This is a genomic window from Anaerobacillus alkalilacustris (genome assembly GCF_001866005.1).
GTDB classification, from domain to species: domain Bacteria; phylum Bacillota; class Bacilli; order Bacillales; family Anaerobacillaceae; genus Anaerobacillus; species Anaerobacillus alkalilacustris.
Map to the genome: position 1 here is coordinate 201,924 of NZ_MLQR01000004.1, position 15,754 is coordinate 217,677.

Here is a 15,754-nt window from a genome sequence, read left to right on the forward strand (position 1 = left end):
AAAAGCACAGTAGTACTGTATACTACGTATTGTTAAATCGGAATGGTTCTTAATAAACAACGTGCGATAGATATTTCTTAGTATCGCTCAGTGGAGGATTTTTTTATATGTCAAAACAAGAAGAAAATTATGTCATTGATATTCATAATTTATATTTTCAATATGGTTCAAAAACGGTATTACAAAATATTGATTTAAAAGTACAAAAAGGATCTTTTCTCGGATTGGTAGGGCCAAATGGTTCAGGCAAATCAACATTAATAAAATGTTTGTTAGGCTTGTTACAACCAACTTCAGGTGAGATTAAGATATTCGGTGAAACTATAACTAACTTTAATAAATGGGATAAAATTGGTTTTGTCTCTCAAAAAGCAAATAGTTTTAATAGCGGCTTTCCTGCAACTGTTTTTGAAGTCGTTTCAATGGGGTTATTTGCGAAAGTTGGACTTTTTCGCTTTTTAACAAAACAGCATAAGGAAAAAGTTAGAAATGCCATTGAACTTGTAGGAATGACTGAATATATGAAGCAAAACATCGGAGAACTTTCTGGCGGACAACAGCAAAGAGTTTTTATTGCCAGAGCTTTAGTGAGTGATCCAGAATTATTAATATTAGATGAACCTACAGTTGGTATAGATGTGCATACGGTTAACAATTTTTATACTATGTTAAGTAAATTAAATGAAAAAGGGATTACCCTTTTATTAGTAACGCATGATATCGGTATTATGACGAATCATGTAACAGCTGTTGCTTGTTTAAATAAACGTTTACATTTCCATGGAAATACTAAGGATTTTGAAGAGGATCATGTACTTTCTGCTTTTCATGGAAAAGATGTACATATACTTGTTCATAATCATGACCGTGGGAGGCAATAAGAATGGAGGTTGTATCAGTTTTTCTCCAATATGAATTTTTAAGAAACGCATTTTTTTCAGGGATAATGGTAGGATTTTTAGCTCCAATTTTAGGTGTGTTTTTAGTCGTGCGCCGCTTATCGTTAATCGCTGATGCTCTGTCCCATATTACATTATCTGGGATAGCGGCAAGTTTACTATTAGGTAAGTACATGGTGTTCTTTGGAGCTCTTAACCCACTTTATTTAGGAATAGTTTTTTCCGTTGGTGGAGCACTATTAATCGAAAAATTAAGGAATGTTTACAAAACGTATCAAGAACTTTCCATACCAATAATTCTTTCGGGTGGAATTGGGTTAGGGGTAGTTTTTATTTCTTTAGCAGATGGATTTAATACTGATTTGTTTAATTATTTATTTGGTAGTGTAATTGCAGTTACACGATCTGACTTATGGACAATTACTGGTATTACTATTATTGTTACTATTCTTTTAATTTTCTTCTATAAAGAACTTTTCTTTTTATCATTCGACGAAGAACAGGCGATAGTTTCAGGCATAAATAAACGACTTGTTCATTTAGTATTTATTATTATGGTTGCCCTCGTAATTGCATCTTCAATGAGAATCGTTGGAATTTTACTAGTTTCATCATTAATGTCTTTACCAGTTGCAGCGAGTATGCGAATTGCTAAAGGATTTAAACAAATGTTCATTTTTTCAATTGTTTTTGGAGAACTAGCTGTTATTATTGGTTTAATTAGTGCGTATCATTTAGATCTTGCACCTGGTGGTACAATTGTTGTAACAGCTGTACTTATCTTACTTATCACAATTATTTTTAAACGAAGATAAATTTTCAGGTAAGTAAAGTTCGAGTAATGAAAATACCAATTTTAGAAATGCTTAATCTGGGGGTATTAATTTATGGATGTAGCAAAAGCTTTACTATTACTAAAAGAAAAAGGGTACAAGTATACAGATAAAAGGGAACAAATGCTTCAGCTATTTTCTAATGAAAAAAGGTATATAGCAGCAAAGGATGTATTAGAGGCAATGCAAAAAGATTATCCTGGTTTAAGTTTCGATACCATATATCGAAATCTTTCTACATTCGTTGAATTAGGAATATTAGAGATGACAGAACTTGACGGTGAGAAAAAGTTTCGTTTTAGTTGCTCAACTGATCAACATCATCATCATATGATTTGTTTAACGTGTGGGAAAACAAGACATGTCCATGTTTGTCCAATGGATCAATTAAAAGTTTCAAGTGAAGATTTTAAAATTGTTGATCATAAATTTGAGGTGTATGGGTATTGCAAAAATTGTAGTTAGTACTTAATACCTCCAAGACTAGATAAGATTTGTAGTTTCAAGGAGCCCCTTTGCATTATTTAGCTAAGGGGCTCCTTTATTTACAAGGTAATAAAGAAAAAAATTCTAACTTAGAAACTGTCTAGCGCAAGCGCCTACGAGCTCGGTCACTTGAGTCAACTACTGACTTCAATAACTACATGAATAACGTCTCTGAATAGCTTCATGCAGCTTTGCTCCTGCGGTTACTCGTCGCACGGAAAACAATTGCTCCTGCGGTTACTCGTCGCACGGAAAACAATTGCTCCTGCGGTTACTCGTCGCACGAAACACTGCTTCTAGGGAGCTTACTACGAAGCAATGCTAGAAGACGCTAAAAGCACGTAGGAAGCCAAAGAGCGGCTTTTAGTCAAAGGCCGCCCCAGTGAAGCTACTACTACCAAGGCGGTTTACGCTTTTCTTGTCCATTTATTTACCCAAAGAGCTGCTTCCTTCCAATCCTTTACACGAATAACTTGTTGAGGAATTGGATCCTGATTATAAGGAGTATCCAGTAAAATTACTGGAATATTACATTCTTCTGAGATATCACAAGCGTTGTCATGTTTATCTTCAAAAAAGATTTCGATATTATGCTTTTTTATTGTCTGTAGTTTATCGTGTTGTCCTAAAAGCTCAATATGATGATAAGGTATATTGTGTTTATTGAACCAGTTTTCAGTAATTTCCAAAAGATGGTTACCGCGAGCACTGATGTACGTAAAATGATGATCGTTTTGCCATCCGCGCAGTGTTTCAGCGAAAAATGAAGCTATTGGTGCGTTTTTATAAATAATTGGTTCATATTCTTTCATCCATTGCCAAAATTGTTCATCAGTGACATTTAGTAATGGGGTTAATTCATATTGAGTAATATCACTTAATGTAATATTTTTATTGAAATGTTTATTAATGTATGGAATGAATGTTTCAGGCGATGTTACAGTTCCATCAATATCTAGTCCGAAGCGAATTTGCTTTTTCAAAAAGATCACCCTTTATAATAGTATTCTTCTTTATGATAACATAAGATCATTCCTAAATATGAAATCATTAACATCAATATTGCATCGTTCATGTGTAATACTAAAAATGCTCCTGAAAAAGAAAGTGAGGGATGACGAATGACAGATATTAATGAAACAAATAAAGATAAGCGTTCTCTTGACTTAGACAATAGGGAAAGAGACGAAAACCCAAACGGTATAATGGCAGCTGATTATCCTAATGGTGACTATAAGGAAGAAACGGCTGCAGAATTTGCACCACAGCGTGGGTTTGTAGGAGAACGCCCATTTGCTGATGATGTAGACGAGGAAACAAGAGCAGACATTGATGGTGAAACTGAGGGTAGGGGTGTAGGAGCATTTGCGATCGTCCTTTCCATCATTTCATTGTTCTTCTTACCTGTGATATTAGGAGCAGCAGGTATAATTGTAGGCTTTATTGCTCGTCGTAATGGAGCTACTGGGCTTGGAAACTGGGCTATAGGTATTGGGGCAGTATCTATCATTTTAACGTTGTTTTTCTCACCATTTTTCTAAGCAAACTTTAAAAAAGCACTATCATTTATAAGAAGAGGCTGGGTAGGTATTCAAACTAATAATAAATGTTTGAATGACCAACCAGCCCTTTTTACTTATTAAATGTTAATATTATTCTTTTCTTTAGCAATTTTATCAATTTCTTTTTTTAGTTCTTCTACCATAATCTCTTCAGGTACTTTTCGAACAATTTCCCCGTATTTAAATAATAGACCTTCTCCTCGCGCTCCAGCAATTCCAATGTCTGCTTCTTTTGCTTCTCCGGGGCCATTTACCGCACAACCTAGTACCGCTACTTTAATTGGTGCTTTAATTTTTGAAATATACTCTTCAATCTCATTGGCAATGCTAATGAGATCTATTTCAATTCTACCACAAGTCGGGCATGAAATAAGGGTAGCTGCATTTGCAGCAAGACCAAATGATTTTAATAATTCCCTGGCTACTTTTACTTCTTCTACTGGGTCCGCACTTAAAGAAATGCGCACGGTATTCCCTATACCTTTATGAAGGAGTACTCCTAGGCCAGCAGCGCTTTTTATCGTACCTGCAAATAAAGTTCCAGATTCAGTAATACCTAAATGGAGGGGGTAATCAAAGGCTTTAGCGGCTTTTTCATATGCTTCAACCGCTAAATTTACATCAGAAGCTTTCATTGAAACAATAATATCGTAAAAATCTAAGTCTTCAAGAATTTTGATGTGGTGAAGAGCACTTTCTACCATGCCGTCAGCTGTTGGGTATCCATATTTATCCAAAATTCTTTTTTCCAATGAACCTGCATTTACACCTATACGAATTGGAATACCTTTTTCTTTAGCGAGTTTTACAACTGCTTCAACTTTTTCCCTTTTACCGATATTTCCTGGATTTATACGAATTTTGTCTGCTCCGCCTTCAATTGCTTTTAAAGCAAGGCGATAATCGAAATGAATGTCTACCACTAAAGGGATATTAATTCTTTTTTTTATTTCACTAATGGCTTCTGCAGCCCTCATATCAGGACAAGCAACACGAACAATCTGACATCCCGCTTCTTCTAGTCTTAAGATTTCTGCAACTGTTGCTTCTACATCATGTGTTTTTGTAGTAGTCATACTTTGAATTACGACTTCGTTATTTCCACCAATTGTAATAGGACCTACTTTAATTGGCTTTGTTTTTGTTCTATGGATAATTTGGGTCATTATTTTTACACGCACCCCTTCTAAATAATCATTTTGAATTTTCGCCAATTGTTGAACATATCTGGACTGCGAAATTCAAAATTACTCTTATTTTATCAATGATGATAAATGTTTGGCAAGAAGGAAGCAATGAAACCATTCCATGTGTATATTTTTTAAAAAATAAGAAAGATCAGATGAGCATATGCAAGGTCAGAAATTAATAATCTTTTGTTGGAAAGATTATTAATTTCTGACTTTATCCCACTCTTACTGCCCCTAAAGGTCCGATAAGTTGAACTAACAATCAGTATGGGATGAAGGAAACCCCCCATTGATTGTAGGTCAGCTTTATTGTTTACCCGCAAAGGTTATTTGGACGATTTACACATAGCGCCAAATAGACAGCTTCGATTAATAGGTGTACTACGATTCATTAGTTAGTATAAATGGGAAAAAGATAAGCTTCACCTATTTTAATATTACTTGCATTTGTATTTGAATTTAATGTTTCAAAATCATTAATAATTTGTTGAATAGTAGCATTCACTGGTCCTATATGTAGTTCCTCAACAATGGATAGTACTGTGTAACCTGGTTCTACAACGATGGATTCTGAAGGTATATTTTCATTTTTTTCTACAGGATTATTAGCTGAATCATTTACGGTTGTAGTGCTTTCTGCGGCAACTATTGTATTAGTGGGTAGAGTACCTATATTTAGGTCATAATAAATACTGTATATAGTTATTAGTAAAAGAATTGGTGCAATTAATTTTTTCATTTGAAGAACCCCCCGTTTTTTTAGATAAATTGTGATAAGTTCTTATGTTACATTCGTATGCTTGTCCATCTTTTATTATGACAAGAGAGGTTTTTTATGCAGAAAAAAGCCACAGTTTACATCATGAGTATTATTGGACTTTTACCTTTAGTAATGGTATTAGGAAACTCCATGCTATTACCGATACTACCTTTAATAGAAGATGAATTAAATATTACGCATATAGAAGTAGGGTTGTTACTATCAATTTTTTCACTTATTGCTGCAATTGTTATCCCAATAGTAGGTTTTCTTTCGGACAGATTCGGGAGAAAAAAATTAGTGTTATTATCACTGTTTTTTGTGATGGTAGGAAATTTTGTAACTATTATTGGTGGGCTAGGAGTCAAAGAGCCATATACTTGGATTTTTATAGGACGGATTATTCAAGGAATTGGGGCGGGAGGGACAGCACCACTTGCAATGGCATTAATTGGTGATCTATTTGAAGGGGAGCAACGAAGTAAAAGTTTAGGTATTATTGAAGTTTTTAATGGAATAGGAAAAGTAGTAAGTCCATTCTTGGGGGCTCTAGCTGCACTCTTTTCATGGTATAGTGCATTTTGTTTTTACTTTTTTGTTTCTTTAATTGCTTTTGTAGGAATATATTTTAGTATTAAATCGATAAATCAAGAAAAGGTGAATGAACCACTATTTCACTACTTGAAAATGTTAATGAATGTCATTAGAAGAGAGGCTAGGACTTTGTTTCCGCTTTCTTTAATAGGTGCAGTAGGTCTTTTTTTATTGTTTGGAATGCTTGTTTTTTTATCATTTGAAATAGAGAGAATTTATGCTATAAATGGTTTATTTAAAGGCTTTGTATTTATGGTGCCACTAGGTCTGTTAACATATGTTTCCTATTGGACAGGTAAGAATATAGCAAGTAATTTACTATATATGAAGAAATTGTTGCTTTTAGGGATAACTTTGCTAACAGGTTCTTTATTAGGTTTAATTTTTTTTCATCAGTTCCACCAATTAATTTTTAGTTTAACAATTGCAGCATCTGGTGTTGGTTTTATTTTACCTTGTGCTAATACGTTAATTACATCAACAGTAGGCGGAAAAGAAAGAGGGTTTATTGTTTCAATTTATGGAATGGTTCGGTTTTTAGGGGTTGCATTTGGACCAATATTCTTTTCGTTGTGGATGCAAGAAGTAGTCAGTATGTTTGTGAAAGCAAGCCTTTTAATGATTATCACAGGAATATGGGTAATCATTGCTTTTAAGTTAACTCGTGTAATAAAAATAATGAAAGTTCAACTAACTATTAGAAAAAAAATTGAATTGCTTTTTTATAAGAAATAGGTCTAAAGTCACTGTCTTTTCAACCCGAAAAAGTGTTCTATTACTATTAGCAATACAATTTTAAATTATAAGCAAGATGCGAGAGGAGTACTTTTAATGAGAAAATTAATCCTGTTTATATTGATAGGGTTGTTTACCATTGTAGCCCCTACACCTATTTTAGGAGATGCAGTAGTGGGTGAAGTTATTGTAACGCTAGGAAAAAATTTAACTGAAGAACAGAAAAAACAGATACTTCAAGAAATGAATGTATCAGACGATACCGAAATAATTTATGTTAGTATTGAAGAAGAAAGAAAATACTTAGGTAATTATATAAGTCAACAAAAGATCGGTAGTCGATCTATCTCATCTGCACGAATCATACTTCTAGATAGTGGTGCAGGGATAAATGTAGCGTCTAATAATATTGATTGGGTTTCAGAAGGTATGTATGCAAATGCATTAGTTACAGCAGGTATAACTGATGCAGATATTTATGTGACAGCACCATTTACTGTATCAGGTACTGGTGCTCTAACTGGTATTATTAAAGCTTATGAAATATCAGCAGAGATAGAAATTCCAGAGGAACAAAAACAAGTTGCGAATGAAGAAATGGTTAAAACAGCTGAGCTTGGTGATCGTCTAGGGATTGAACAAGCTACAGAATTAATGACGAGAATTAAAGAAGAAATTGCTAAAAGTCCTATCACCAATGAACAAGAGTTACGTGATCTTATTCAAAGAATTGCACAAGAGCTAGGTATAACATTGACTGAAGAAGAATTACGAGGGTTGATTTCTTTATTTAATCGTATGAAAGATTTAAATATCGATTGGAATCAAGTACAAAATCAAATATCGAAAATAAGAGATAATTTAGGTGAGTTCTTAAATAGGGAAGATACTCAAACTTTTATCAGAAAAGTTCTAGATGTCTTAATTGAAATAATAAATGTAATTAAAGGTTGGTTTACAAAAGGATAATAAATGGGACCTAACTAAAGTTTTGAGTTAGGTCCCTTATCATTAAGTGATTATGAAGAATCGAAATGGGATTTTGTTAGTTTAGTCAATATCAAGAAATTTTCTTACTCGTATGTAATAAAAACTTTTACACGGAAAATTTCCTTGTATCTATTTGTTTAAAAGATAGTGTTGATTTTAAGGCATCGGTTTTTCTTTTATGTTTTTTTGTAATATTTTTTTTCATCGATAATCACCTCTTTTTTACAAGATAGGAAAGTATAAAATTTTGAAGCTAGAAAACTGGCTAGGGCAAGCAGCCAACGAGCTCGGTCACTTCATTCAAGCAACGGACTTCAATTACTGCTTGAGATCCTTCTTCGATTAGCTTCATGTAGCTTTACTCCTGCGGTTACTCGTCGCACAAAACACTGCTTCGAGGAAGCTTGCTACGAAGCTATGCTAGAAGACGCAGAAGCACGTAAACGTAAGAAGCCAAAGAGCGGCTTCTGTCAAAGGCCTTCCAGTGTTTTTCGCCGTTAGGCGGGTGCTTGCGCTTTTCTTACTATACCCATCTTTCTTTTTACATATAATATTTTGAAACTTAATAAAGGGTTTAAACGTAATATGAGGTAAGAACTGCTATGTTAGGAGTGAAGAGATGGAAATATTAAATTTATCGATTATTGGTTTTTTCGTTGTCTTTTTAGGGACTTTATTTTTATTTGGGGAGCTTCTTGTAAAAGCAAAAGGGATATTTGCTATTATAGGAATTGGAATTATGGCCACATATTTTTCATTTCATATAACTCCCGGTTCGGGCATAGGTTTATGGGTTGCTTTACTTTATATTTTTGGTATATCACTTATTGTTTTTGATGGTAAGTTTGTATCTGATGGAACATTGGCATTTTTAGGTATTTTATTAATGATTATAGGAATTGCATTGCCTACACCTAATATCATTTATGGTTTTCTTGCAGCTATGGCTTTACTGTTAGGTACAGGAGCATCGATATTATTCATAAAGGTATTTCCTTCAAGAAATCTATGGACAAAATTAACATTGAACGACCAATTAACGGGTGAATTAGGGTATAATTCATTAAATCAATCTTATAAAAATTTAGTTGGGAAAAGAGGATTAACGAAAACGGCATTTCGCCCTATCGGAACTATTGAGGTTGAGGGATCATTTTATAGTGCTATTAGCGATAGTCAATGGTTGGCCCCCAACACTGCTATAATAGTCGTTTCTGTTGATGGTACAAGGATAGTAGTGAAAAAAATAGACGGTAAAAGTAAAAACGAGTAGAGGCTGTTAGAAGCTTTCTACTCGTTTTTTTACATAATCAGAATTTATAAATTTCTAACTTGAAAACTGTCTAGCGCAAGCAGCCAACGAGCTCGGTCACTTCAGTCAAGCTACTGACTTCATTAACTACTTGAATAACGTCTCTGAATAGCTTCATGCAGCAATGCTTCGAGGAAGCCTACTTCGAAGCATTGCTGTCAGACGCAGAAGCACACAGATTGCGGTCAAAGAGCAGACCGCTACTTGCCGACCTTCAAGTGTTTGTCGACGATAGGCGGGCGCCTTGCGCTTTTCTTGCATAATGACTAAATCATTATAGTTGTTCAGGTTCATTGTCTTCATGAATTGTTGATAGTTCCTTAAATATCAAATAGATCATAATTAATGCAACTACCCAATATAAAGTGAAAGAAAATGGTATGAAAATGTATAGTGCATCAGTAATAGTAAAAAATATAGTAGGTAAAGTTACTGCATACGCACTTAAAATCCAAACTTTTTTATAGGGTAATATTAAGTTAAGTTTTTTTCTAATTAGTAATGCAATGAAAGAAAGAAAAAATACTCCTATAAATTTCATTGCTGTTAAGAAAAAGTAGAGTATGAGAACAACTACAGCAATTATCAATGGCAATAAATTAATAACTGAACTTGTAATTTCTTCTACTTGTTCTTTTGTGAAATTAAGATTCCCAAATTCACGGTAACGAAACGATTCAGTTATGCCTTCTGTTATAAAAACAGCTTCTGTTTCTAATAATGCTAATACGTGAGTGTGATTTTGTTCAATGTCTCTTATAGTAAGGCTACCAGTTGTATCAAAAATAAATTGTTCACCATCAATAGTAATAAATAATGGTTCTACTAGTTCTGACGTTAGAACACTATTTTTAAGCTCGAAGTCTGGTATATCAGTTTTGAGTGCAACTTGAAAATTATTAACTGTATTTGATATCCCAGTCCCAAGTTGGATTGCTGAAACAGAAACAGAAATAAGCATTAATACAAATACATATAGTATTGTTTTTCCTATTCCTTGATTTCTAAATTTTGCTACAGTTTGTGGGGAATAGATACTTTTAAAAAATTGCTGGAAAATATTCATTCTCCTACTCCTTTATTGTAAATTTTTTTTTAGCTAAAAACGTTGACTGACTATCGTATATATTACAGAAATATTTTCTTTTCAACAAGTTGACTTTTACAAAGGGTATAAAAATTTTCAATTTATGAAAGAAGGAGTGTTTATAGAAAGCAGTTAGATTAATTGTTTTAATATCACATTAAAAAATCTTTACAAAATCTTTACAAAGCATTAATAATTTATAAACAATTAACAAGTATGCTTGTAGAGGATTGTCGAAATAAAGAAAAAGATAAATTAATTGAAGGGGCGAGTTTTTTGGATATTCAACAAATACTATTTTTATTTCTTGGAGGACTAGGAATATTTTTATTCGGAATTAAGTTCATGGGTGATGGTCTTCAAAAAGTAGCAGGAAATAGACTTAGAGATATTCTTGATAAATTTACTTCTAACCCGGTCATGGGTGTAATTGCAGGTCTAGTAGTTACTGTTGCTTTGCAGACAAGTACAGGAACAACAGTTTTAACGATTGGACTTGTAAATGCAGGCTTTATGACATTAAAGCAAGCAATTGGAGTTATCATGGGTGCTAATATCGGTACTACCGTAACGGCCTTTATCATCGGTTTTAAAATACAAGCTTATGCATTACCCATTATAGCCATTGGTACATTTTTTATTTTCTTCATTAAAAATAAAAAAGCTCAAAATTATGGACAAGTTATATTTGGATTTGGTGCTTTATTTTATGGCTTAAGTTTAATGGGAGATGCGATGAAGCCACTTCGTACTGTACAAGCTTTTACGGATCTAACAATAAGTATGAGTGAAAATCCGTTTTTAGGAGTAGTTATTGGTACAGTATTTACGGTTATTGTACAAAGTTCGTCTGCTTCAATTGGTTTATTACAGACATTATATGATCAAGGGGCAATGGATTTATGGGCCGCTCTCCCTGTATTGTTCGGAGATAATATTGGTACGACAATTACAGCGGTATTAGCTTCGTTAGGGGCTTCTATTGCAGCAAGACGAGCAGCTTTAACGCATGTTATTTTTAATTTAATTGGAACGTTTATCATTTTATTGATATTAACACCATATACACATTTTATTGCCTATATTAGTGAAATACTTGACTTAAATAAACCTATGCAAATTGCTTTTGCTCACGGTATATTTAATACTGCCAATGTTTTTGTCCAACTACCATTTGTAGCAGTTTTAGCGACAATTGTAACAAAAATAATTCCTGGTAAAGATACAGCGATTGAGTATAAAGCACAGCATTTGGATCCATTGTTTATCCAACAATCACCAGTAATTGCACTTGGGCAAGCGAAAAAAGAAGTATTACGTATGTCTGAGTTTGCAGAACAAGGATTATTAGAAGCAAATCAATATTTAAAAACGAATCAAAAGAAACATGCTGAGTTAACAGTACAATTCGAAGATGCAATTAATAATCTAGATCGTAAAATAACCGATTACCTTATTTTAATATCTGCTAAATCTCTATCTGCAAAAGATTCAGAGCTTCATTCTGCATTAATGGATACAGTAAGAGATATTGAACGTGTCGGTGACCATATGGAAAACATTGTTGAGTTAATTGATTATAAAATTACAAACAAAGTATTTTTGTCGGAGAAAGCAGTAAATGATTTAGATGAGATGTTTACCTTAACAATCTCAACATTAAAAGAAGCAATTAAGGCATTAGAAGATAGTGATATTGTTGCAGCTCGCTCTGTACTTCTAAAAGAAGAAAAAATAGATAAAATGGAAAGACAATTACGTAAAAATCATATTTTACGTATAAATGAAGGGAAATGTACTGGCTCAGCAGGGATTGTGTTTGTTGATTTAGTTAGTAATTTAGAAAGAATTGGAGATCACGCAGTAAACATTGCGGAAGCAGTAATTGGTGAAGAGGAGTTCTAAAAATCTATTAATGGGCTGATGAAGTTCTTTTGTCAGCCCTTAAATTTTAGGTTACTTTAGTGAACAATTAAGTTAAGATATAATTGATTATAAATTAGTCAATGTAAAAATATAATAAGTTGTATTTTTAAGAAAAAAAATAATGAAATATATTGTTTTTGAAAAAATAATATGATATATTTATTCATGTCGCAATTAGATAAAGGAATTTTAAAAAATGCTTTAAAAAATATTGTTGACAAATAATATGACATTATGATATGATAAATCTTGTCTTTGGTTTTATTCCACAGTAGCTCAGTGGTAGAGCAATCGGCTGTTAACCGATCGGTCGTAGGTTCGAGTCCTACCTGTGGAGCCATATATGGCGGCGTGGCTCAGCTGGCTAGAGCGTACGGTTCATACCCGTGAGGTCGGGGGTTCGACTCCCTCCGCCGCTACCATTCATTTAATCACATGGCGGTTGTGGCGAAGTGGTTAACGCACCGGATTGTGGCTCCGGCATTCGTGGGTTCGATTCCCATCAATCGCCCCATTTAATATTGATATAAATTGGACCCTTAGCTCAGTTGGTTAGAGCTACCGGCTCATAACCGGTTGGTCGTAGGTTCGAGTCCTACAGGGTCCACCATATGAAATTGGAGGAATACCCAAGTTCGGCTGAAGGGATCGGTCTTGAAAACCGACAGGCGGGTTAAACCGCGCGGGGGTTCGAATCCCTCTTCCTCCGCCAGAATACATAATCAACGATTTATTTGTTCATCATAGGATTGAGCAGATAGGTCGTTTTTTTTACTTTCCACTATTATGGGACAGAAGCGTTTCACCGCAAAATTTTAATTTAGAAGTCGAAGGTAAGAAACTCTAAAATAAAAATGTCTTTTAAGAAAGGGAGGGAATGACTTGTACGTAACATTTTCATCAAGTGCTCAAAAATTTTTACGTAAATACTTAAAGCAAGACGATAAATTAATATTATTTTATGATACAGATGGATGTGGATGTGCGGTAAATGGGGTTCCGGTCTTACACGTTTTATCTGGAATTGGTGAAGAAAATTTACAAAAGATAGAAACGAACAGTATTCCTCTTTTTATGTATTCGAAACATACAGTTTTCTTTGATGAATTATTGGAAATAGTTTACCAAGATCTTAAATTAAAGCTAGTGAGCAAAAATCAGATTTTTACTCACCACCTACAAGTTAAACAATAGAAACATCTTGGATGTAAAACCAAACGAAAAGGCCTAGAATAATACAGTAAAGGGCAAAAAACGATAGTTTTGTACGGTTAACCATAGCGATCAACCATTTTATACCTATTAGTGCAAATAGGAAGCTACCTAGGAAAGCAATTGTTGTCTCTAATAGGTATGTTTCAAAATAAACTCGTGACATTTTCGGTACCTCAAAGACTGAAATACCTAAAATAAGTGGTATCGATAGTAGGAATGAATAACGTACTGCTGTCTCCTTATTTAATCCACACCATAATGCCGTTACTAATGTACTACCAGCCCTTGAGATGCCGGGTAAAATTGCAAGTGCTTGCCCAATTCCTACAATTAACCCGTCCTTCCATGTCATTTCCCTTATTGAACGTTTTCCAGGTCTAATACCATGCTCAATTAAAAATAAGAAAAGACCTGTAATAATTAATGAAACACCTATAGTCGCAGTATTAGTAATGTTTTTTCCTAATAGATCTTCAAATAACTTTCCAAGTACAGCGGTCACAAAAGTAGCTATTATAATAAGCCAACCGAAGCGGTAATGCACTCGGTTTTCTTTTTTGTTTAAAAATAAATAAGAAATAAATCCAATCATAACTTCTTTTATTTCTTTCCGAAAATAAATAGTAACTGCTAATAAAGAAGCAAAATGCAATAACACTTCGAACTCTAGTTGATTCCCCTCTACGTTAATTCCTAATAAATGTTGAACGATTACTAAATGTGCTGAGCTAGAAATAGGTAGAAACTCTGATAGTCCTTGAACAATTCCTAAAAGCAATGCTTCAAACCAGTTCATCTTATCCTCCTCATAACCTTAATTTAGCCTGTCTATATATGTATAAATGGAAGATAGAAAAAAATGCTTAAAATATATATTAATGAAAAAACTGATAGATGGGTATTGTATATAAAGGGTAAAAAAGTATTTTTTATCGATAGTAAATAAAAAAGTTTAGAAAGTTTAAGTTGTTTTGTTTGAAACGCTCAATTAATTCTGCTAATGTAGAAATTGGAAAAGGAATTACTAAAACTTTCAAGTTTTAGAAAACTTCATAAATGGATTATTAAGGAGGATATTTAAATGGCAAAATTTACATTACCTGAATTACCTTATTCTTTTGATGCACTAACTCCTCATATTGATGAAGAGACAATGAAAATTCATCATGGAAGACACCATAACACGTATGTAACAAACTTAAACAATGCTCTAGAAGGTCATGCTGAATTAGCTGATAAAAGTTTAGAAGAATTAATAAGCGATTTAGATGCTTTACCAGAGACTATTCGTACTGCAGTAAGAAATAACGGTGGCGGTCACGCTAACCACAGTCTATTTTGGGAGGTAATGTCACCAAATGGTGGTGGTGAACCTACAGGAGAACTTGCTGATGCAATAACGGCTGCATTCGGAAGCTTTGATGCTTTTAAAGAAGAATTTGCTAAAGCTGCAACTACCCGTTTTGGTTCTGGATGGGCATGGTTAATTGTAGACAATGGAAAAGTAGCAGTTACAAGTACGCCAAATCAAGATACGCCTATTATGGAAGGGAAAACACCTATTTTAGGTCTTGATGTTTGGGAGCATGCTTATTATTTAAATTATCAGAACAAACGTCCTGATTATATTTCAGCATTTTGGAATGTTGTAAATTGGGATGAAGTTTCAAAACGTTATAGTGCTGCAAAATAATAATTACTGTGATAGGACTAGTTCAAATTTGAACTAGTCCTATTTAACAGTATCAGAATTTATAAATTTCTAACTTGGAAAATGGCTAGCTCCAGGCGCCATCGGCTCGATCACTTCAGACCTTCTCTTTCGGTCAAAAACCCGACCGCTACGAGCAGGTCTTCCAGTGTTTGTCGCCGATAGGCGGGCGCCTTGCGCTTTTCTTGTAGTATCAGAATTTATAAGTTTCTAACTCGGAAACTGTCTAGCTTCAGCGCCTACGAGCTCGGTCACTTCAGTCCTTTTCGGAAGCCAAAGAGCGGCTTCTGTCAAAGGCCTTCCAGTGCCTTTCGCTCGTGACCAAGGCGCTTGCGCTTTTCTTGTTATGTATACTTTTGTTAGTCTTAAGGGTAGTAAGTCCAATGATTGAAGTTCAACTTTATAGGCGAGATGCGTTAAGATAATTTCTCGCTCTCAAAAACTTCCATTTACC

At 34.0% G+C, this 15,754-nt stretch carries 15 protein-coding genes and 5 tRNA genes; 15 read left to right on the forward strand and 5 right to left on the reverse strand.

Annotated features, from left to right (window positions below; translation table 11 throughout):
* The first annotated feature begins 107 nt into the window (after window positions 1–107).
* The 3 genes from BKP37_RS05640 (at window position 108) to BKP37_RS05650 (ending at window position 2,197) form a co-directional block, all read left to right on the forward strand.
* A complete protein-coding gene (locus BKP37_RS05640; RefSeq protein ID WP_071308705.1) occupies window positions 108–881 on the forward strand; it encodes a metal ABC transporter ATP-binding protein in 774 nt (257 codons plus the stop codon).
* 2 nt (window positions 882–883) lie between these two features.
* A complete protein-coding gene (locus tag BKP37_RS05645; RefSeq protein ID WP_071308706.1) occupies window positions 884–1,714 on the forward strand; it encodes a metal ABC transporter permease in 831 nt (276 codons plus the stop codon).
* Between the two features lie 72 nt (window positions 1,715–1,786).
* Window positions 1,787–2,197: a Fur family transcriptional regulator gene (locus tag BKP37_RS05650; RefSeq protein ID WP_071308707.1), complete on the forward strand. Its 411-nt coding sequence runs from the start codon at window positions 1,787–1,789 to the stop codon at window positions 2,195–2,197.
* A 428-nt stretch (window positions 2,198–2,625) separates the two neighbouring features.
* Here BKP37_RS05650 and BKP37_RS05655 read toward each other — a convergent pair whose 3' ends face one another.
* Entirely contained in the window at window positions 2,626–3,201 is a 576-nt protein-coding gene (locus BKP37_RS05655) for a hypothetical protein (RefSeq protein ID WP_071308708.1), read from the reverse strand.
* 138 nt (window positions 3,202–3,339) lie between these two features.
* Between BKP37_RS05655 and BKP37_RS05660 the strand changes: the two genes are divergently transcribed.
* Window positions 3,340–3,759, forward strand: a complete 420-nt coding sequence (locus BKP37_RS05660) for a DUF4190 domain-containing protein (protein WP_407639573.1) — start codon at window positions 3,340–3,342, stop codon at window positions 3,757–3,759.
* 98 nt (window positions 3,760–3,857) lie between these two features.
* Here the strand turns inward: BKP37_RS05660 and ispG are convergent, their stop codons facing one another.
* Window positions 3,858–4,946, reverse strand: coding sequence for a flavodoxin-dependent (E)-4-hydroxy-3-methylbut-2-enyl-diphosphate synthase (gene ispG / locus BKP37_RS05665; protein WP_071308709.1), 1,089 nt, complete (start codon window positions 4,944–4,946; stop codon window positions 3,858–3,860).
* Between the two features lie 415 nt (window positions 4,947–5,361).
* The gene (locus tag BKP37_RS05670; protein ID WP_071308710.1) at window positions 5,362–5,709 is read right to left on the reverse strand and encodes a hypothetical protein; all 348 of its coding nucleotides are present in this window, start codon (window positions 5,707–5,709) and stop codon (window positions 5,362–5,364) included.
* Window positions 5,710–5,805: 96 nt separating this feature from the next.
* Between BKP37_RS05670 and BKP37_RS05675 the strand changes: the two genes are divergently transcribed.
* From BKP37_RS05675 to BKP37_RS05685, 3 genes are all read left to right on the forward strand, one after another.
* On the forward strand, window positions 5,806–7,059 hold the full coding sequence (locus tag BKP37_RS05675) for an MFS transporter (RefSeq protein WP_071308711.1): 1,254 nt from the start codon (window positions 5,806–5,808) through the stop codon (window positions 7,057–7,059).
* A 96-nt stretch (window positions 7,060–7,155) separates the two neighbouring features.
* On the forward strand, window positions 7,156–8,028 hold the full coding sequence (locus BKP37_RS05680; protein ID WP_071308712.1) for a DUF1002 domain-containing protein: 873 nt from the start codon (window positions 7,156–7,158) through the stop codon (window positions 8,026–8,028).
* Window positions 8,029–8,668: 640 nt separating this feature from the next.
* The gene (locus tag BKP37_RS05685) at window positions 8,669–9,322 is read left to right on the forward strand and encodes an NfeD family protein (protein ID WP_071308713.1); all 654 of its coding nucleotides are present in this window, start codon (window positions 8,669–8,671) and stop codon (window positions 9,320–9,322) included.
* 313 nt (window positions 9,323–9,635) lie between these two features.
* Here the strand turns inward: BKP37_RS05685 and BKP37_RS05690 are convergent, their stop codons facing one another.
* Window positions 9,636–10,427 carry a DUF1189 domain-containing protein gene (locus tag BKP37_RS05690; RefSeq protein WP_071308714.1) on the reverse strand — a complete coding sequence of 264 codons (792 nt, stop codon included), beginning with the start codon at window positions 10,425–10,427 and terminating at the stop codon, window positions 9,636–9,638.
* 297 nt (window positions 10,428–10,724) lie between these two features.
* Between BKP37_RS05690 and BKP37_RS05695 the strand changes: the two genes are divergently transcribed.
* The 7 genes from BKP37_RS05695 to BKP37_RS05725 all read left to right on the forward strand — a co-directional run bounded on the left by BKP37_RS05695 (window position 10,725) and on the right by BKP37_RS05725 (window position 13,568).
* Window positions 10,725–12,353, forward strand: coding sequence for a Na/Pi cotransporter family protein (locus BKP37_RS05695; RefSeq protein WP_245712450.1), 1,629 nt, complete (start codon window positions 10,725–10,727; stop codon window positions 12,351–12,353).
* Between the two features lie 286 nt (window positions 12,354–12,639).
* Window positions 12,640–12,714, forward strand: a tRNA-Asn gene (locus BKP37_RS05700).
* Between the two features lie 5 nt (window positions 12,715–12,719).
* A tRNA-Met gene (locus tag BKP37_RS05705) sits at window positions 12,720–12,796 on the forward strand.
* 16 nt (window positions 12,797–12,812) lie between these two features.
* Window positions 12,813–12,888, forward strand: a tRNA-His gene (locus BKP37_RS05710).
* 19 nt (window positions 12,889–12,907) lie between these two features.
* Window positions 12,908–12,984: transfer RNA gene (locus BKP37_RS05715), tRNA-Ile, on the forward strand.
* A gap of 9 nt (window positions 12,985–12,993) precedes the next feature.
* Window positions 12,994–13,086: transfer RNA gene (locus BKP37_RS05720), tRNA-Ser, on the forward strand.
* Window positions 13,087–13,256: 170 nt separating this feature from the next.
* Window positions 13,257–13,568 carry an iron-sulfur cluster biosynthesis family protein gene (locus BKP37_RS05725; protein ID WP_071308716.1) on the forward strand — a complete coding sequence of 104 codons (312 nt, stop codon included), beginning with the start codon at window positions 13,257–13,259 and terminating at the stop codon, window positions 13,566–13,568.
* Here BKP37_RS05725 and uppP read toward each other — a convergent pair.
* Complete coding sequence (uppP, locus tag BKP37_RS05730; RefSeq protein ID WP_071308717.1) at window positions 13,558–14,385, reverse strand: undecaprenyl-diphosphatase UppP; 828 nt, start codon at window positions 14,383–14,385, stop codon at window positions 13,558–13,560. The genes BKP37_RS05725 and uppP overlap by 11 nt on opposite strands.
* 285 nt (window positions 14,386–14,670) lie before the next feature.
* On the opposite strand from uppP, the gene BKP37_RS05735 reads away from it, so the two are divergent.
* Window positions 14,671–15,282 carry a superoxide dismutase gene (locus BKP37_RS05735; RefSeq protein WP_071308718.1) on the forward strand — a complete coding sequence of 204 codons (612 nt, stop codon included), beginning with the start codon at window positions 14,671–14,673 and terminating at the stop codon, window positions 15,280–15,282.
* The last annotated feature ends 472 nt before the right edge of the window (window positions 15,283–15,754 follow it).